The sequence below is a fragment of the Pseudomonas sp. URIL14HWK12:I5 genome (assembly GCF_900176445.1).
In the GTDB taxonomy this organism is placed as follows: Bacteria; Pseudomonadota; Gammaproteobacteria; order Pseudomonadales; family Pseudomonadaceae; genus Aquipseudomonas; species Aquipseudomonas monteilii.
Window position 1 is genome coordinate 111,218 of sequence record NZ_FWXQ01000013.1, and the last position, 18,482, is coordinate 129,699.

Genomic DNA, 18,482 nt, shown 5'->3' on the forward strand with positions numbered 1-18,482 from the left:
AAGAAAATGGCGGAAGGCAGCGGGAGTCGAACCTGCCCGGGAACGGCTGCCGTCCCCAACCGGGTTTGAAGCCCGGCCGCGCCACCGGGCGCGATTGCCTTCCTTGAACTCAGTGCCTGGCCTGCTGCTGGGCCAGGGCGCTGTCGGCGCGGATGTGACGCTGGTCGGCCACCCTCCGGGTCAGGCCGATGCGGTCGAAGTATTCCAGAATCTGCACACTGCGCTTGCGACCGATACCCAACATATCGCGAAACGCGGCAACCTGCACTATCGGCGTCTCACTGGCCTGCCCCAGCAGCAGCGCTGCCATGCGCTGTAGCGTCACCTCAGGGTAGAACAGGTCACGCACCACCTGGTGCACCAGGCCCAGCCGTGCAAGCTTGCGCAACAACAGGCGCACATCAGCTTCGGCGCAGTTCTCTTCACTTGCCAGCGTCCTGACCCAGGGCGGGTCGTATTGCCCCGCCAGCAACCTCGGCTCCAGGCGCGCCCACAACTCACTGTCGGCTTCGCTCAATTGCACCTTATGATCGGGCAAATGCAGCCAAGGCCCGCTGCTGGCGATGCTGCCGTCTTCAAGCAACTCATCCAGCAGGCTGACGAAGGCCGGTCGCTCCAGGGGCAGGGCTGCAAAACGGCGCAGGCGATCACGGTCCGGGCCGAGCTGGTCGGGCTCTTGTTCGTGGAACCGTGCCAACTGCTCCATCACCTGCTGCTTCAGCACGTGCCACTTGGCAGTGGCGAACAGCAGTTGGCCCTGCCGCGTGGCCACCACCGAAACTTCTTCCGGCAACTGCCAGGTTTCTCGCAGGCGATTGAACTGCCGCTCAAGCCGCTGGGGGTCGATACCGCCCGGTGCACTGGCAAGCAGCGCCGGCAGCGCCTGCTCCAGTTCTTCGGTATCGCGCAGCACCTGCAACTGGCGCAGGCGCTCATCGCTGCGGCGTTGGCGGCTTGGCGCGAACGGGTCCAGCACCTTGCCACCGCCCAAGGTGCGCTGGGCACGCTGGTCGCGCAGCACCAAACGGTCGCCATGCACCGCCTGCAGCGGCGCATTGAGCAACAACTGGGCAAACATGCGCTGGCCGGCCGCCAGGCTTTCACCTTCAAGCAAGGCGACCCGGGCCGTCACATCCTGAGTCCCCAGGTGTACGTGCACCGCGCTGAAATGTTCGAACGTACGTGTCTCTCCCGGTAACAGGCTCAGCTCGATATCCACCCGTACGCCAGGCGCATGCAGCCACTCAGGCACCAGCCAGTCACCCCGGTGTACCTGCTCCAATGCCAGTCGCTCGGCAGCGATGTTCAGCGCCACCCGCTGGCCCGCTTCTGCCACCAACGAGGCCTTGTTCTGTGCATGCAGGCCACGCACGCGCACCGCTTTGCCGGCCTTGCCCAGCAACAAGGTATCGCCGGCACTGACCCGCCCGGCCAGCGCCGTGCCGGTGACCACGACGCCAGCGCCGCTAACCGCGAAAGCGCGGTCGACGGCCAGACGAAAACCACCGCGCACAGCGCGTGCCCGTACATTGGCCTCAGCCTCCAGCAGGGCTTGACGCAGCGCGTCCACGCCTTCCCCGCTGATGCTCGACAATGGGAACTGCCGCGCACCGGCATACGGCCCTGGCGCCAGCAGTTCACTGACTTGCGCCTGCACATCGGCCAGCCGGGCCGGCTCGACCCGGTCGCATTTGCTGATCGCCACCAGGGCCTGGGGAATGCCCAGCAGCTCGATGATCGCCAGGTGCTCGCGCGTCTGCGGCATGACCCCGTCGTCAGCAGCCACCACCAATAGCACCAGGTCGATGCCATGGGCACCGGCCAGCATGTTGTGGATAAATCGCTCGTGGCCCGGCACATCGATGAAGCCCGTCAGCGGCGCGCCTTCGCTCAGTGCCGCATAGCGGTAGCCAAGGTCGATGGTCATGCCGCGGGCGCGCTCTTCCTGCCGCTGGTCGCCGGCCTGGCCAGTCAGCGCTTGCAGCAGTGCGGTCTTGCCGTGGTCGATGTGCCCGGCGGTACCAACGATCACTGCACAGCCCCCAGTTGCAGGGCGGGCAACTGGGCCAGCCACTGGGCTTCGTCATCCAGTTGGCGCAGGTCCAGCCACAGGGCATCGTCATCGATGCGGCCCAGCACCGGCACAGGCAGATCACGCAGGGCCCGCTCCAGTACATGCAAGCTGCGCCCGCGCAGCTTCTTCGACACTTGCGGGCGCAGGCACAGCGCGGCACTGGGCAGGCGCGCCACCGGCTGGCTGCCACTGCCAATCATGCCCAGGGCAGGTTCGACGCTGACGGCCCATTGCTCGCCGAGGCGCGCCTTGAGTTCAGGCGACAGGCGCTCGGCCTGAGCCTGGATCTCGGCCTGGCTGCGGGTCAGCAGGCGCAGGCTGGGCAGGCGTTCGGCCAGGCGGTCGGGGTTGCGGTACAGTGCCAGCACCGCTTCAAGGGCTGCGAGGGTGATCTTGTCGACGCGCAAGGCTCGCTTGAGCGGGTTTTTCTTGATCCTGGCGATCAGGTCCTTGCGGCCAACGATGACCCCTGCCTGAGGCCCGCCCAGCAGTTTGTCGCCGCTGAAGGTGACGATATCGGCGCCATCAGCCAGGGCCTGACGCACCGTAGGTTCGGCGGGCAAGCCCCAGCGGGTAAGGTCGAGCAGGCTGCCGCTGCCGAGGTCTTCGAGTAGCGGCAGTTCATGTTGGCGGGCGATCCGCGCCAGCTCGGCAGTGGGCACCTGTGTGGTGAAGCCCTGAATGCTGTAGTTGCTGCAATGCACGCGCATCAGCAGGCCCGTGCGCGGGCCGATGGCGGCCTCATAGTCGCGGGCGTGGGTGCGGTTGGTGGTACCGATTTCGTGCAGCTTCACGCCGGCCCGGGCCATGATGTCGGGAATGCGGAAGGCACCGCCGATCTCGATCAGCTCACCACGCGAGATGATGCCCTCCTTGCGTGCGCCCAGGCTATTGAGCGCCAGCAGCACGGCAGCGGCGTTGTTGTTGACTACGGTGACGGCTTCGGCGCCGGTCAGTTCGCGGATCAGGCCTTCGATCAGGTCATCGCGGTCGCCACGTTTGCCGGTGGCCAGGTCGAACTCCAGGTTGAGCGGATAGCGGGCGGCAGTCTGCATGGCCTCGATGGCTTCTTCGGGCAGCAGGGCGCGGCCGAGGTTGGTGTGCAGCACGGTGCCAGTGAGGTTGAACACACGGCGGACCTGGCTGCGCTGTTGCGCGGCAAGGCGTTCACCGGTACGGCCCAGCAGCACTTCGGCGGCCAGTTCGGCGGCGCTGAGCTCACCGTTGCGGGCAGGGTCACGCAGGTCGTCGAGCAGTTGGCGCAAGGTAGCCAACACTGCATCGCGGCCGTGACGGTCGATCAGCGGGAGGCAGGCCGGGTGGCGCAGAAGGGTGTCGATGGATGGGAGGCGTGGGGTGTCGCTGGCTAGGCTTGAAGACATGCGGTACTACCTTGGGTTATCCGGTGTCTGTACTGGCCTCTTCGCGGGCACGCCCTCTCCCACAGTGTCCGCGCTGTATTTGAGGCTTGCGCAGTCCTTGTGGGAGCGGGCGTGCCCGCGAAGAAGGCAACTCGGTCTTTCAGTGTAGACACTCACCCACTAACCGGGCGCAAGCATCAGGTTGGGCGCCAGGCGATGAAAGCCCTCTTCGTCCAGGCGCATATCCAGCGCCAGGCTGGCCAGGTCGTCGGCCAAAGGCTCGGCCGCCGCATCGTTCTCCAGATAGTTCTGCTTCAGGTAGCTTTCGCACCCCGGGCAGCACTCGGCACGCAATGGCGCCTTGCCCGGCGCATGGCGATCATCCTCAAGGCTGGTATAGCGCAAGTCCTTGCTCGACTCGCAATACACGCACTTCACCCGCACCACATGCCATTCACAGGCACACAACGAGCAGGCCAGGTAACGCAGGCCATTGTGCTTGCCACGGTTGCGCACCACCCCGGCCATTGCCGGCGAACCGCAGGCCGGGCACTGGGCCAGGCTGCCAGCAGGTTTCAGCTCCGGCGTTGGCAACGCCAGCAGCCAGCTGGACCAGGCCGCCTGCAACGCAGCCCCGAGGAACGGCACCAATGCCGCTGGCACCGCGTCATACTGCCCTGCCAGCAAAGCGATGCCCCAGCCTTTGCGCTGGTTTTCATCACTGCCACGCAGCACCTGCAAGGCCTCACCCAGCGGGCCACTGTTTTCACCGTTGAAGTGCTCAAGGAGGGCCTGTAACCAAACCAGCCAAGGCCCTTCGCGCACCAGGCTGTCCGCCGCCAGCGGCGGTAAACCATGACTTATGCACAGGCGCTGACGTTCCTCGGCCACCGGCACGCCAGCGGGCGGGTTATCCACAAGCTGCTGCTGGACACGGCACAACCGCGCCACCAGCCTCAGGTAGTCGCCAAGTGCGTTGCCCTCGGCCAGCTGATCCAGACGTGCAGCGCGCACGTCAAACAGGTTGGCGGGCGGCAGGTGCAGAAACGGCGGCATCACCGCCGACGCTTCGATCTGCCCGGGTTCGAGTATCGTGCTCAAGCGCTCATCCTTCTTTTCGTCCGTGATTGCCCGGCGTCTTGTCGCCGGTCACTTCGCGGTACCACAACTCATGGTGCTTGCGTGCCCAGGCGCGGCTGACCCAGCCATGCAGCATGGCGCCGATCGAGCCCTTGATCCAGATGCCGGCATAGATGTGCACGATGATGCTGAGGATCAGCACGAACGCCGCCAGCGCGTGCAGCAGCGCAGACAAGCGAATGGTATAGATGCCGAACCAGTGGCTGAAGTACGCTCGCCAGATCACCACCCCACTCACCAGCAGCACCAGCATGCACGCCAGCAAGGTCCAGAACAGCAGCTTCTGTCCGGCGTTGTACTTGCCGATGGGCGGCACGCCATCCTCTCGATTGACCATCACCCGATCGATGCGACGTAGCCACAGGCGGTCGTTGGCGGTGATGAAGTTGGCGCGCCAGAAACGGAACACCAGGCCGAGGAAGAACGCGAACATCGCCACCCCGATGAAGGGGTGCAGGATGCGTGTCCACGGCCCGCCGCCAAACAGGTGGCTGAGCCAGAACAGCGCCGGATGAAACAGCGCCAGCCCCGACAGCCCCGCCAGGATGAACAGGATTGCCACAATCCAGTGGTTTGTCCGCTCATTGGCGTTGTAGCGCAGGATGGGTTTGTTGTCGTTCATGGCCGCTGCTCCCCTTGCCCACCGGGCTTGGTCGGGTCGTAGACATGGACCGCAGGATCCACCTGATGCACATTGTCATCCGCCGGCGTGGGGTGCTCCTCCTCTTCGACCCGCTGGGGGCCAACCCGCACATAATGGAAGAACCCGGCCAATACCGCCGCGCCCATGGCCAGCAGCGCCAGCGGCTTGGTGAAGCCCTTCCACAACCCCACCAACGGGCTGATCACCGGCTGGTCCGGCAGGCCGGCGTAGAGCTTCGGCGTGTCGGCATGGTGCAGCACATACATCACATGGGTGCCGCCGACGCCATCCGGGTCGTACAACCCGGCCTTGTCGTAGCCCCGCGACTTCAGGTCGACAATGCGCTCGGCGGCATGCACTTTCATCTCGTCCTTGCTGCCGAACACGATCGCCCCGGTCGGGCAGGTTTTCACGCAGGCGGGCTCCAGGCCCACGGTCACGCGGTCGGAACACAGGGTGCACTTGTACGCCTTGTGGTCCTTCTGCGAGATACGCGGGATGTTGAACGGGCAGCCGGTGATGCAGTACCCGCAGCCGATGCAGTGGTCCTGGTTGAAGTCGACGATGCCGTTGGCGTGCTTGATGATCGCCCCCGGGCTCGGGCAAGCCTTCAGGCAACCCGGTTCGGCACAGTGCATGCAGCCATCCTTGCGGATCAGCCACTCCAGGTTGCCGTCATCGCGCTCGTGCTCGGTGAAGCGCATCAGGGTCCAGGTTTCGGCGGTGAGGTCCTGGGGGTTGTCGTAGGTGCCGTGGTTGTGGCCGACCTCGTCACGCAGTTCGTTCCATTCCGAGCACGCCACCTGGCAGGCCTTGCAGCCGATGCACTTGGTGGTGTCGATCAGCTTGGCGACTTCCTGCTGCTGGCGTACCGAAGGCGGTACGGTGGTGGTGGCCGAGCGGGCGATGATGTCTTGGCTGGCCATCAGAGTTTCTCCACTTTGACGAGGAACGACTTGGACTCTGGCGTCTGGGTGTTGCCGTCACCGAGGAATGGCACCAGGGTGTTGGTCAGGTAGCCATGCCGGGTAGCGCCGGTGAAACCCCAGTGCAACGGAATGCCGATCTGGTGCACGGTCTGGTTGTTGACCTGGAGTGGGCGAATCCGCTTGGTCACCACCGCCACCGCATCGATATGCCCGCGCTTGCTCGACACCCGCACCCGGTCGCCGGCCTTGATGCCTTTCTCGTTGGCCAGCACCTCGCCGATTTCGACGAACTGCTCGGGCTGGGCGATGGCGTTGAGCCGGCAATGCTTGCTCCAGAAGTGGAAGTGCTCGGTCAGCCGATAGGTGGTCGCCGCGTAGGGGAACTCGTCATGCGTGCCGAGCGTGTCCCACACCGAGTCGAAGATGCGGCCAGCCGGGTTGCTGACCACCTTCTTGTTCTGCGGGTGCAGCGGGTTGATACCGATCGGCGTTTCGAACGGCTCGTAGTGCTCGGGGAACGGCCCCTCTGCCATCTTGTCGATGGCAAAAAAGCGGGCCACGCCTTCGGGGTTCATGATGAACGGGTTCATCCCGGCCTCGGGCGGCGAGTCGGCCTTGAAGTCCGGCACATCGGTACCGGTCCAGGCCTTGCCGTTCCACCATACCAAGCGCTTCTTCTCCGGGTCCCACGGCTTGCCTTGCGGGTCGCTGGAGGCACGGTTGTAGAGGATGCGGCGGTTGGCCGGCCAGGCCCAGGCCCAGTTCTGCACTTGGTGCATGCCGTACGGGTCGCTGTTGTCACGGCGAGCCATCTGGTTACCCTGCTCGGTCCAGCTGCCGGAGAAGATCCAGCAACCGGACGCAGTGCTGCCGTCGTCCTTGAGCTGGCCAAAGCCCGCCAGTTGCTGGCCGGCCTTGAGCACTGCGCCAGTCGGATCGGTGACGTCCGTCACCGCCCAGCCGTTCATTTCCTTGGCCAGCTCCTCCGGGGATGGCTCTTCAGGGACCTTGTATGGCCAGTTGATGTTCATCAGCGCGTCAGGATAGGCGCCACCTTCGGCCTGGTAGCGTCGGCGCAGGCGCAGGAACAACTCGCTCATGATGTGAACGTCGGTGCGGGTCTCGCCCGGGCCGTCGGCGCCCTTCCAGTGCCACTGCAGCCAGCGGCTGCTGTTGACCAGCGAGCCGTCTTCCTCGGCAAAGCAGGTAGTGGGCAGGCGGATCACTTCGGTCTGGATGTTGGCCGTGTCGACATCGTTGAACGGCCCGGCGTTGCGCCAGAACTCCGAGGTCTCGGTGGCTAGCGGGTCCATGATCACCAGCCACTTGAGTTTGCTCAGGGCGGCAGTGACACGGTTCTTGTCCGGTAGCGCGGCAATCGGGTTGAACCCCTGGCACATGTAGCCGTTGACCTTGCCCTGGCCCATCATCTCGAACATGCGCAGCACGTCGTAGGCCGGTACATCGAGCTTGGGCAGCCAGTCGTAGCCCCAGTTGTTCTCCGCCGTGGCATTGGCGCCGTACCAGGCCTTCATCAGGCTGACATGGAACTTGCCGTAGTTCTGCCAGTACGACAGTTGGCCAGGACGCAGTGGCTTGGAGGCGCGCTTGTCGATATAGGCGGCATAGTCCTGCTCGGCATCACCGGCCAGGGTCAGGTAGCCCGGCAACGAGTTGGACAGCAGGCCCAGGTCGGTCAGACCCTGGATATTGGAGTGCCCGCGCAAGGCGTTGACCCCACCACCGGGCATGCCGACGTTGCCCAGCAGCAGCTGGACCATGGCCGCACTGCGGATGATCTGTGCGCCGATCGAGTGCTGCGTCCAGCCAAGCGCATAGAGGATCGTCATGGTCTTGCCCGGTACCGAGCAGGTGGCGATCTCTTCCCAGATCTTCAACATGGCGTCCTGCGGCATGCCACAGGTCATGCTTGCCAGTTCCGGTGTATAGCGGCTGTAGTGCTGCTTCATCAGCTGGAACACGCAGCGCGGGTGCTGCAGCGTCGGGTCGACCTTGGCAAAGCCGTCTTCACCCAGCTCGTAACCCCAGCCGGACTTATCGGAATACACGCGCTTGGCCTCGTCGTACCCGCTGAACAGGCCATCCTCGAAGCCATAGTTCTCTTTGACGATGAACGACACATCGGTGTAGTTGCGCACATACTCGTGCTGGATCTTGTCATTGCTCAGCAAGTAATTGATCAACCCGCCCATGAAGGCGATGTCGGTACCGGTACGAATCGGTGCGTAGTAGTCGGCCACCGAAGCGGTACGGGTAAACCGCGGGTCGACCACGATCAGCCGCGCCTTGTTATGCGCCTTGGCCTCGGTCACCCATTTGAAGCCGCACGGATGCGCTTCTGCTGCGTTGCCACCCATCACCAGGACCAGATTCGCGTTGGCGATATCGGACCAGTGGTTGGTCATGGCGCCACGGCCGTACGTCGGGGCAAGACTTGCCACCGTCGGGCCATGTCAGACACGTGCCTGGTTATCGAACCCCAGCATGCCTGTTGCGCGGACGACCTTGTGGGTCAGGTAGCCTGCCTCGCTGGAGGCGGCGGAGGCAGCCAGAAAACCGGTGGTGAGCCAGCGGTTTACGGTTTGCCCCTGGGCGTTCTTCTCGATGAAGTTAGCGTCTCGGTCCTGTTTCATCAGGTCGGCGACGCGGTCGAGCGCCTCGTCCCAGCTGACCCGCGTCCATTCTTTGCTACCCGGCTTGCGCACCTCGGGGTACTGCAGGCGGCTCGGGCTGTGGATGAAGTCCAGCAGGCCAGCGCCTTTCGGGCAGAGGGTGCCGCGGTTGACCGGGTGGTCGGCGTCACCTTCGATATGGATGATGTTCTGTTTGACGTTCTTGCCCGCATCGCCCTGGCTGTACAGGATCAGGCCGCAGCCGACCGAGCAGTAAGGGCAGGTGTTACGGGTTTCCTTGGTATGCGCCAGCTTGAAGTGACGCACCTGCTCGGCGAATGCGGGTGTCGGGGCCATGCCCAACGCCGCAAGGCTCGAGCCTCCAAGGCCGACGGCGGCGACCTTGAAGAACTGCCGACGGTTCAGGTCCATCGTGCACTCCTGATCAGGTGGTGGACGCGCGGAACATGGCCGGCGCCTCTTGGTAGTCACGGTGGCGGCCAATTGATGGCCGCCAATGGTTAAGACTAGTCAAGAATCCGGAAGGTGCGATGACATGGGTCAGTGTTAAGGCCCGGGTCAGGCACGCGGCAGGTTGCGCACCACATTCAGGGCCGCGCTGCTCTGCGCCACCGGCATGATCTCGACGGTATTGATGTTCACGTGCGCCGGCTGCTCGGCAATCCAGGCTACCGTAGCCGCGATATCCTCCGGCAGGATGGCCTCGACATCCCGATACAACGCCTGCACCGCATCCAGGTCGCCATTCAGACGTACCACCGAGAAGTCAGTGCCCGAGCACAGCCCCGGCTCGATGTTGCTCACCCGTACTCGGGTGCCCGCCAGGTCGGCACGCAAGTTGAGGCTGAACTGTCGGACGAAGGCCTTGCTGGCGCCATACACATTGCCGCCCGGGTAGGGGTAAGTGCCGGCGATAGAGCCAATGTTGATGATCATGCCGCTGTCGGCTTCCACCATTTGCGGCAGAATCTTGTGGGTAACCATGGCCAGGCCGGTGATGTTGGTGTCGATCATCCGCTGCCAGTTTTCGGCGCTGCTGGCCTGGGCTCGGTCCACGCCCAACGCCAGCCCGGCGTTGTTGACCAGCAGGTCGATCTGCAGCGATGCATCCCGAATGTGCTCGATCGCCGTCTCCAGCGACACCGGGTCGGTGACATCCAGCGCCAGCGTAATGAAATTGACGCCCAACTCGGCCTCCAGCGCTTTCAGTTTGTCCATGCGCCGGGCGCCACCGATCACGCGGTATCCTTTGCCGATCAGCGTGCAGCAGATGGCACGGCCAAAACCCGAGGAGGCGCCAGTTACGAATGCGGTTTTCATCAGTTTTCTCCTATCAGTAGGTCAGGCCAGGTACTTCACGCCCAGGCTGGTGAACAGGCAAAGCATCGAGAACACCAGCGCCTTGCGTACCACTCCGTTGCCTTTGCGCAGCGCCAGGGCACTGCCCAGGTGGTTACCCAGGATGTTGCAGGCCACCAGCGGCAATGCCAGCAGGTAGACGACCTTCCCGGCGATGACGAAGGCGACCAAGGCGCCGATGTTGGAAGCGAAGTTGAAGGTTTTGGAGTTGGCCGAGCTGGAGACCAGGTCCATGCGCAGCAGGTAATGGAAGGCGATGATGAACATGCTGCCTGTGCCGGGGCCGAAGAAGCCGTCATAGAAGCCGATGGCCAAGCAGGTCAACGGAACCACGGTGTAGAGCATGCGAGAAGACAGCTCTCGCTCCGCTACCGGGCGGTCCTTGGGGGTGAGGAAGATGAGGATCCCGAACGGGATCAGCGCCAGGATGATCTTGCCTACAGTCTCTTGCGAGATCGACACGATCAAGTGCGCCCCCAGGTAAGCACCCAGCAGTGAGAACGGCACCCCGACCAACGCCACCTGCCAGACCATCTTGCTGTTGGCCAGGAAGTTGCGAATGGCCGCCAGCGTGCCAAGGGTACTGACCAGTTTTTCCTGGCCCAGTGCCACCTGCGGCGGCATGCCAACCAGCAAAAAGCCCGGTACCAGAAACAGACCGCCACCACCGGCAATACTGTCGACGAAGCCTGCAACGAAGGCGATCGCGCCGAGCATGAGGATTGCCAGCAACCAGTGTTCCGCCCAGTAAGCACCCAGAATTTCCATAGCAAAGCCCATCCAATGGCGTGTTTTGCCAAGGCCGACGTGAGTGAGCCTGCCCTGATTGATGCGATGATTGTAATTACGAAAATTGAATCGGTGCAATCATCAATTTATTCGACTCAATTCTCACGATTACCATCATTACCTGCATCTGAGCTTTCATGCTAGGCTGCGCGCTCTTGCAGAATCTGGTGCGTTTTCCATGTGGGTCCCTCATTACGGCGATCAAACCCAGCCGGTTTACCTGATGATCGCTAATGCCCTTGAACAGGACATCGAAAGTGGTCGGCTTGCAGCAGGTGATCGCTTACCCACCCTCAAGGACCTTGCCGAGGCACTGAATGTGACGCCCGGCACTGTCGGCAGGGCCTACGACGAGGCGGCCAAGCGTGGCCTGGTGGTTGGCGAAGTCGGGCGTGGCACATTTGTGAAACAGCAGCGACAGCCATTGCCTATCCCGTCGGCGCCCGCCCCCCTTGCCGGCGAAAGCAGCCAGATCGATCTCTCGATCATCAAACCCAACGACGCTCACATGAGCGAGTGGCTAGGCACGGCCATCGTCGAACTGGCCGCTTCTTCGGACTTGGGGCAAGTACTCGATTACGTGACCGAGGGGGGCCACACCTCACACAAGCAAGCCGGTGCGGCCTGGATTCAGCGCTGGCTGCCAGATGCACGCTGGCAACAGGTTGTACTGACCTCTGGCGCGCAGCATGGGCTGCTGGTGGCCATCAGCAGCCTGTCGAAGAACGACGATGTGGTGCTGTGCGAGTCGCTGTGCTACCCGGGCATCATCTCCCTCGCCCACAGCATGGGCCGCCGTCTGCATGGTGTGGCCATGGACGAGCACGGCATTATTCCTGATGCATTGCGCGCGGCCTGCCTGGAGCACCGCCCTTCCCTGCTGATATGCGTCACCACGCACCAGAACCCGACCAACTCGATCATGCCCCACGCACGGCGCCAGGCCATCGCCGAGATCGCTCGCGAGTTCGACCTGTTCATCGTCGATGACGACATCTACGGCTTCCTTGAACCCGCCCCGGATTACCAGCCACTGGCAGCGTATGCGCCAGAACGTTCGGTGTATCTCACCAGCCTGTCCAAAAGTGTGCTGCCGGCGCTGCGTATCGGTTACCTGTACGCACCACCGCAAACCCTCTCGCGGCTATCGTCGATGGTACGCAGCAGCGTCTGGATGCCATCGCCGTTGATGGCACAACTGGCCAGCAACCTGATCAACAGCGGCATGGCCGACCAGTTGGTGCGAGAACAACAGGAAGAGGCTACCGCGCGCCAGCAAATGGCCCATGAGATCCTTGGCAAGTACAAGATCCGCAGCCAGCCCAACAGCTTCCACATCTGGCTGGAGTTGCCCGAGCCGTGGACCAGCGACGAATTCGCCAACCTGGCGCGTAACAACGGCGTCACGGTAGTTAGTGGCAGCCAGTTCCTGCCAGAGCGCAGCCACGCCAGCTGCGGCGTGCGCATCGCCCTGATGGCCCCCAGCCGCCAGGAACTGGGCTTTGCCCTGACCAAGCTGGTCAGCTTGCTGGACTCGCCGGAGCCGCGGTTGTTTTATTGAACTGGACTGGTATTGGTGTAGTCGTGCCATTGGGGCACGATGCGCCCGTTTCGCGACGCGAGACCACTCCAACAGGCACTCGGTTTCACAGGGCTCGATTTGTAGCCGTCAACCAAACAGGTACAGCAGAACGGCACCAGCCAAAAGATCTGAGGGCAGACTGTCAAGTAAGAGGCATAACTTGAATCAATGTCGAATGTGACGCTAACAAGGCCCGAACATACTCGCTCGACTACAAGTCGATGAATACACTGAAATTATCTCCTTCCAGATATCGGACAGAAACCTGACCGCTAACATCTTGCCCATCTTCCGTTACAAACTTGTAATGGGACAGGAGAAAATCCTCCCGATAAACAATGCCTTCATCCCGCTGCTTCCCGCCCCACGCCATTATCAACCCGCCGGCCATTGCAACGAGGCCGGAGTTCGCTTGTATGTGTTGAATCAGAGTTGGGCCTGAAAACCGGTCATAATAAATAACCTCAGGCCCAAACAGGAAGATGCCAAGGCCCAGTGCGGAAATTGCGAAACCAATGCCTATTAGTACTCGACCGTAAAACGCAGCGTCCCCAGCAGGCCCCTCAAGATGAGCCGCATACATCTCGGAAAAACCGGAGACATCGTAGTTTCGCGCATCTGATTTCAGGTTTATTTGACCTAACAGGCATTCCTTCTCAGCACTTTGCATGATCCACTCCTTTAAAAAATGAATACTAAGCGATCAGAATAGAAAAAAGTGCGCTCCACTAAAACTTCAGAAGTCTCTGACATTTACGATCAGCGTTTCCTATAACCATATAAAATTGGCAATATCTTATAGGCATTTTTCCTACTCAATGGGCTGCCGAGATTCCCGCAATATCGCGAAGCTGGCGCCTATCCTCGCCGCTTTCTTTTTAGAGGAAAGCCCGCACAGCACTACCACTGTTTGCTCATAAAAAAACCCAAGACATCTGCCTTGGGTTTTTGGTTTTTTGCCAGCTGCTTAACGGCTTGGATCAGAACGGAATATCGTCATCAAAGCTGTCAAAGTCAGCCGCCGGCTGTGGCGCTGGCTGCTGCGGCGCCGGGCGCTGAGGGGCCTGTTGCGGGCGCTGGGCCTGCTGGCGCGGCGGGGCCTGGTTGTACTGTTGCTGCTGACCACCTTGGTTGTAGTTGCCGCCACCCTGGTTGTACGGGTCACCGCCCTGCTGGCCCTGCGGACGACCGCCCAGCAGCTGCATGGTGCCGTTGATGTCGACGATGATCTCGGTGGTGTAGCGCTTGATACCGTCTTTTTCCCACTCACGGGTCTGCAGTTTGCCTTCGATGTAGCACTGCGAACCTTTGCGCAGGTACTCGCCGGCGATCTCGGCAACCTTGCCGAACAGCGACACACGGTGCCACTCGGTACGCTCTACCTTCTGGCCCGACTGCTTGTCGGTCCACTGCTCGCTGGTAGCCAGGCTCAGGTTGGTCACGGCGTTACCGTTGGGCAGGTAGCGGACTTCGGGATCCTGGCCACAGGTGCCGACCAGAATGACTTTGTTAACCCCACGGGCCATAACGTTCTCCTAGGCTTCGCACGCCGAAGAGGCTGGGTTCACCAGTCGCTCGAGGGTCGCACGGTCCAAAATTTTCGTATCCAGTTTGATATAGATAGCGGCTTCTTCAGCCACCACCACAGCGTCGGTCACACCCGGCACGGCCATCAGGCGCTCTGTCAGGCCGGCTTCCCGGACTGCCTCAGGCGTCAGCGGCATGCGCAGGCTGGTCACATAAGGCGGCTCGTTCATGCGCAAGGCGACGACCAGCCAGATGGCACACAGCACCGCGCAACCGAGGAACACCGTGTCCAGCCCACCGTGCTGGAACAACCAGCCACCAAGGATCCCGCCCAGCGCCGCACCGAGGAACTGGCTGGTGGAATACACCCCCATCGCCGTCCCCTTGCCACCGGCAGGCGACACCTTGCTCACCAGCGAAGGCAGCGATGCCTCCAGCAGGTTGAATGCGGTAAAGAATACCACGGTGCCAATCACCAGTCCGCGCAAACCGTCAGCCCACTCCCAGAAGTATATCTCTGTCAGCAGCAGGACACTGACAGCGCCGGCCAACACGCGTTTCATCTTGCGCTTTTTTTCGCCGTAGATGATGAACGGGACCATTGCAAAAAATGAGATGAACAATGCGGTCAGGTATACCCACCAGTGTTCCTCCTTGGGCAGCCCACCGCGCTCGACGAAGGCCAGCGGCAGCGCGACGAAGCTGGCCATGAGAATGGCATGGAGGACGAAGATGCTTACGTCCAGGCGCAGAAGGTCCGGATGACGCAGGGTTGGGCCGAGTGCCTGGCGCGCCACGCCCGATTCGCGGTGCTGCAGGATGCTATGCGTGTTGGGCACGACAACGGCAATCAGCAAGATGCCTACCAGGGCGAGCCCTGCCGTGGTCAGGAACAATCCTGACAAGCCAAAGGCACTTGTCAGCAAGGGGCCGACGACCATGGCGACGGCAAACGACAGGCCGATACTCATGCCGATCATGGCCATGGCCTTGGTCCGGTGTTGCTCGCGGGTGAGGTCGGACAGCAGCGCCATGACGGCGGCAGAAATCGCACCGGAGCCCTGCAAAACACGCCCGGCGATCACCCCCCAGATGGAGTCGGCCTGGGCCGCCAGCACACTGCCCAGGGCGAAAATCACCAGCCCCAGGTAAATCACCGGCCGGCGGCCGATGCGGTCGGAAATCATCCCGAACGGGATCTGCAATACCGCCTGGGTCAGGCCATAGGCGCCAATGGCCAGGCCGATCAGCGCAGGGGTGGCACCGGCCAGGTCCATGCCGTAGGTGGCCAGTACCGGCAAGACCATGAACATGCCCAGCATACGAAAGGCAAAGACCAGGGCAAGGCCGCCAGCGGCGCGGGTTTCGCCGCCACTCATGCGCTCGTTGTGGGTGTCGTGCATGGATTAACCTCGTGTGAACCGGCGGCGATTCTATCAGTCCGACAGCGTAACGGCATCTACGCGACGCTTTGCCGCGTCATACTGGCGCGCCGTATACTTCCTTGTTTATGCCCGCCAAGCGAGGCCGCAGTGGACAAGATCCTGATTCGTGGGGCACGTACCCACAACCTGAAGAACATCGACCTGACCCTGCCCCGGGACAAGCTGATCGTGATCACCGGCCTGTCCGGTTCCGGCAAGTCGTCCCTGGCGTTCGACACCCTCTACGCTGAAGGCCAGCGCCGCTACGTGGAATCGCTGTCGGCCTACGCCCGGCAGTTCCTGTCGATGATGGAAAAGCCTGACGTCGACACCATCGAAGGCCTGTCGCCGGCCATTTCCATCGAGCAGAAGTCGACCTCGCACAACCCACGCTCCACGGTCGGCACCATCACTGAAATCTACGACTACCTGCGCCTACTGTATGCCCGCGTGGGTACGCCACGCTGCCCGGACCACGATATCCCGCTAGAGGCGCAAACGATCAGCCAGATGGTCGACCTGGTGCTGGAGCGCCCGGAAGGCAGCAAGCTGATGCTGCTGGCGCCGGTGGTGCGCGAGCGCAAAGGTGAGCACCTGGCGGTGTTCGACGAACTGCGTGCCCAGGGCTTTGTACGTGCCCGGGTCAACGGCAAGCTCTACGAGCTGGACGAACTGCCCAAGCTCGACAAGCAGAAAAAGCACAGCATCGATGTCGTGGTGGACCGCTTCAAAGTGCGCGCCGACCTGCAACAGCGCCTGGCCGAATCGTTCGAGACCGCGCTCAAGCTGGCCGACGGTATCGCCCTGGTGGCACCGATGGACGACGAGCCAGGCGAAGAGATGATCTTCTCCGCGCGCTTCGCCTGCCCGGTCTGCGGCCATGCCATCAGTGAACTGGAGCCGAAGCTTTTCTCCTTCAACAACCCTGCCGGTGCGTGCCCGACATGCGATGGCCTGGGCGTGAAGCAGTTCTTCGACACCAAGCGCCTGGTCAATGCCGAACTTACCCTGGCCGAAGGCGCAATCCGCGGCTGGGACCGGCGCAATGTGTACTACTTCCAGATGCTCGGTTCGCTGGCCGCGCATTACGGGTTCAGCCTGGAGGAGCCGTTCGGCGAGCTGTCGGCCGAACACCAGAAGGTGATCCTGCAAGGCAGTGGCAAGCAGAGTGTCGACTTCAAGTACCTCAACGACCGTGGCGATATCGTCAAGCGCTCACACCCGTTCGAAGGCATCGTGCCGAACCTGGAGCGCCGCTACCGCGAGACCGAATCGGCCACCGTGCGTGAAGAACTGGCCAAGTTCCTCGGCACACAGCCCTGCCCGGATTGCCGTGGTACCCGCCTGCGCCGCGAAGCACGCCATGTGTGGGTGGGCGAAAAAACGCTGCCGGCGGTCACCAACCTTCCGATCGGTGAAGCCAGCAGCTACTTCGGCGAGCTGACCCTGACTGGCCGCCGTGGCGAGATTGCCGCCAAGATCCTCAAGGAAATCTGCGAGCGCTTGCAGTTCCTGGTCAACGTCGGCCTCGACTACCTCACCCTCGACCGTAGCGCCGACACCCTGTCCGGTGGTGAAGCGCAGCGTATCCGCCTGGCCAGCCAGATTGGCGCCGGCCTGGTCGGAGTGATGTACATCCTCGATGAACCGTCCATCGGCCTTCATCAACGCGACAACGACCGCCTGCTGGCCACCCTCAACCACCTGCGTGATTTGGGCAACACGGTTATCGTGGTGGAGCACGACGAGGACGCCATTCGCTTGGCCGACTACGTGGTCGATATCGGCCCAGGGGCCGGCGTGCATGGTGGACAGATCGTCGCCGAGGGCTCGCCACAGGAGGTCATGGACCACCCTGATTCGTTAACCGGCAAGTACTTGTCCGGGCGCAAGAAGATCGTCGTGCCAGCCAAGCGCACGCCGCGCAACAAGAAGCTGCAACTTAAGCTCAAGGGTGCGCGTGGCAACAACCTGCAGAACGTCGACCTCGAAGTCCCCATCGGCCTGCTGACCTGCGTGACGGGGGTATCCGGCTCGGGCAAATCGACGCTGATCAACAACACCCTGTTCCCTTTGGCCGCTACGGCCCTCAATGGCGCAAGCAGCCTGGAAGCCGCACCGCACAGCAGCATGGATGGCCTGCAGCACCTGGATAAGGTGGTGGATATCGACCAGAGCCCGATCGGCCGCACTCCGCGCTCGAACCCGGCAACGTATACCGGTATTTTCACCCCTATCCGCGAGCTGTTCTCCGGGGTACCGGAGTCGCGCTCACGCGGCTATGGCCCGGGACGTTTCTCGTTCAACGTCAAGGGTGGCCGTTGCGAGGCCTGCCAAGGCGATGGCCTGATCAAGGTCGAGATGCACTTCCTGCCAGACATCTACGTGCCGTGCGACGTGTGCAAGAGCAAGCGCTACAACCGCGAAACACTGGAGATCAAGTACAAGGGCAAGAATATCCACGAGGTGCTGGAAATGACCATCGAGGATGCCCGCGAGTTCTTCGATGCGGTGCCAGCGCTGGCGCGCAAGCTGCAAACGCTGATGGATGTGGGCCTGTCGTACATCAAGCTGGGCCAGTCGGCGACCACCTTGTCTGGCGGCGAGGCGCAGCGCGTGAAGCTGTCTCGCGAGTTGTCCAAGCGCGATACCGGCAAAACCCTGTATATCCTGGATGAGCCAACCACGGGCCTGCACTTTGCCGATATTCAGCAGTTGCTGGACGTGCTGCATCGCCTGCGCGATCACGGCAATACCGTGGTGGTGATCGAGCACAACCTGGATGTGATCAAGACTGCTGACTGGCTGGTGGACCTGGGACCGGAAGGTGGTTCCAAAGGTGGGCAGATCATTGCCTGCGGTACCCCGGAAGAGCTGAGCGAGATGAAGCAGTCGTATACCGGGCATTACCTGAAACCGCTGCTAGAGCGGGACCGGGCCTAAGTGCCGCTGCAATGAAAAAGCCCCTGGTACCGTTGGTACCAGGGGCTTTTTCTTGAG

The 18,482-nt window shown here is 62.3% G+C and carries 13 protein-coding genes and 1 tRNA gene; 2 read left to right on the forward strand and 12 right to left on the reverse strand.

Features of this window, described 5'->3' with window-relative positions; all coding sequences use genetic code 11:
- Positions 1–7: 7 nt before the first annotated feature.
- The 9 genes from B9A31_RS25385 to B9A31_RS25430 all read right to left on the reverse strand — a co-directional run bounded on the left by B9A31_RS25385 (position 8) and on the right by B9A31_RS25430 (position 10,928).
- Positions 8–103: transfer RNA gene (locus B9A31_RS25385), tRNA-Sec, on the reverse strand.
- A 6-nt stretch (positions 104–109) separates the two neighbouring features.
- Entirely contained in the window at positions 110–2,032 is a 1,923-nt protein-coding gene (selB, locus tag B9A31_RS25390; RefSeq protein ID WP_084297507.1) for a selenocysteine-specific translation elongation factor, read from the reverse strand.
- Positions 2,029–3,456, reverse strand: coding sequence for an L-seryl-tRNA(Sec) selenium transferase (selA, locus tag B9A31_RS25395; protein ID WP_025754605.1), 1,428 nt, complete (start codon positions 3,454–3,456; stop codon positions 2,029–2,031). The genes selB and selA overlap by 4 nt, the downstream gene beginning before the upstream one ends.
- 159 nt (positions 3,457–3,615) lie before the next feature.
- Positions 3,616–4,536 carry a formate dehydrogenase accessory protein FdhE gene (gene fdhE, locus B9A31_RS25400; protein WP_019096687.1) on the reverse strand — a complete coding sequence of 307 codons (921 nt, stop codon included), beginning with the start codon at positions 4,534–4,536 and terminating at the stop codon, positions 3,616–3,618.
- Between the two features lie 4 nt (positions 4,537–4,540).
- Complete coding sequence (locus B9A31_RS25405; RefSeq protein WP_084297508.1) at positions 4,541–5,197, reverse strand: formate dehydrogenase subunit gamma; 657 nt, start codon at positions 5,195–5,197, stop codon at positions 4,541–4,543.
- Entirely contained in the window at positions 5,194–6,144 is a 951-nt protein-coding gene (gene fdxH / locus B9A31_RS25410) for a formate dehydrogenase subunit beta (protein ID WP_019096689.1), read from the reverse strand. The genes B9A31_RS25405 and fdxH overlap by 4 nt, the downstream gene beginning before the upstream one ends.
- On the reverse strand, positions 6,144–9,212 hold the full coding sequence (fdnG, locus tag B9A31_RS25415) for a formate dehydrogenase-N subunit alpha (protein WP_141099617.1): 3,069 nt from the start codon (positions 9,210–9,212) through the stop codon (positions 6,144–6,146). The genes fdxH and fdnG overlap by 1 nt, the downstream gene beginning before the upstream one ends.
- 147 nt (positions 9,213–9,359) lie before the next feature.
- On the reverse strand, positions 9,360–10,121 hold the full coding sequence (locus B9A31_RS25425; protein WP_084297509.1) for an SDR family NAD(P)-dependent oxidoreductase: 762 nt from the start codon (positions 10,119–10,121) through the stop codon (positions 9,360–9,362).
- 21 nt (positions 10,122–10,142) lie between these two features.
- Positions 10,143–10,928, reverse strand: coding sequence for a sulfite exporter TauE/SafE family protein (locus B9A31_RS25430; RefSeq protein ID WP_084297510.1), 786 nt, complete (start codon positions 10,926–10,928; stop codon positions 10,143–10,145).
- Positions 10,929–11,127: 199 nt separating this feature from the next.
- On the opposite strand from B9A31_RS25430, the gene B9A31_RS25435 reads away from it, so the two are divergent.
- Positions 11,128–12,510, forward strand: a complete 1,383-nt coding sequence (locus B9A31_RS25435) for an aminotransferase-like domain-containing protein (RefSeq protein ID WP_084297511.1) — start codon at positions 11,128–11,130, stop codon at positions 12,508–12,510.
- Positions 12,511–12,742: 232 nt separating this feature from the next.
- On the opposite strand, the gene B9A31_RS25440 is transcribed toward B9A31_RS25435, so the two are convergent.
- From B9A31_RS25440 to B9A31_RS25450, 3 genes are all read right to left on the reverse strand, one after another.
- A complete protein-coding gene (locus B9A31_RS25440; RefSeq protein WP_039614600.1) occupies positions 12,743–13,201 on the reverse strand; it encodes a hypothetical protein in 459 nt (152 codons plus the stop codon).
- A gap of 310 nt (positions 13,202–13,511) precedes the next feature.
- Complete coding sequence (locus tag B9A31_RS25445) at positions 13,512–14,057, reverse strand: single-stranded DNA-binding protein (RefSeq protein ID WP_025754600.1); 546 nt, start codon at positions 14,055–14,057, stop codon at positions 13,512–13,514.
- A gap of 9 nt (positions 14,058–14,066) precedes the next feature.
- A complete protein-coding gene (locus tag B9A31_RS25450) occupies positions 14,067–15,461 on the reverse strand; it encodes an MFS transporter (RefSeq protein ID WP_016715324.1) in 1,395 nt (464 codons plus the stop codon).
- A gap of 129 nt (positions 15,462–15,590) precedes the next feature.
- Between B9A31_RS25450 and uvrA the strand changes: the two genes are divergently transcribed.
- Positions 15,591–18,425 carry an excinuclease ABC subunit UvrA gene (gene uvrA / locus B9A31_RS25455; protein WP_019097630.1) on the forward strand — a complete coding sequence of 945 codons (2,835 nt, stop codon included), beginning with the start codon at positions 15,591–15,593 and terminating at the stop codon, positions 18,423–18,425.
- Positions 18,426–18,482 lie beyond the last annotated feature (57 nt).

Coding starts and splice junctions, on each gene's coding strand:
- B9A31_RS25450 (WP_016715324.1), bottom strand. CDS start 15,461: ATGCACGACACCCACAACGAGCGCATGAGTGGCGGCGAAACCCGCGCC.
- B9A31_RS25440 (WP_039614600.1), bottom strand. CDS start 13,201: ATGCAAAGTGCTGAGAAGGAATGCCTGTTAGGTCAAATAAACCTGAAA.
- selA (WP_025754605.1), bottom strand. CDS start 3,456: ATGTCTTCAAGCCTAGCCAGCGACACCCCACGCCTCCCATCCATCGAC.
- B9A31_RS25425 (WP_084297509.1), bottom strand. CDS start 10,121: ATGAAAACCGCATTCGTAACTGGCGCCTCCTCGGGTTTTGGCCGTGCC.
- B9A31_RS25430 (WP_084297510.1), bottom strand. CDS start 10,928: ATGGAAATTCTGGGTGCTTACTGGGCGGAACACTGGTTGCTGGCAATC.
- B9A31_RS25435 (WP_084297511.1), top strand. CDS start 11,128: ATGTGGGTCCCTCATTACGGCGATCAAACCCAGCCGGTTTACCTGATG.
- fdxH (WP_019096689.1), bottom strand. CDS start 6,144: ATGGCCAGCCAAGACATCATCGCCCGCTCGGCCACCACCACCGTACCG.
- B9A31_RS25445 (WP_025754600.1), bottom strand. CDS start 14,057: ATGGCCCGTGGGGTTAACAAAGTCATTCTGGTCGGCACCTGTGGCCAG.
- B9A31_RS25405 (WP_084297508.1), bottom strand. CDS start 5,197: ATGAACGACAACAAACCCATCCTGCGCTACAACGCCAATGAGCGGACA.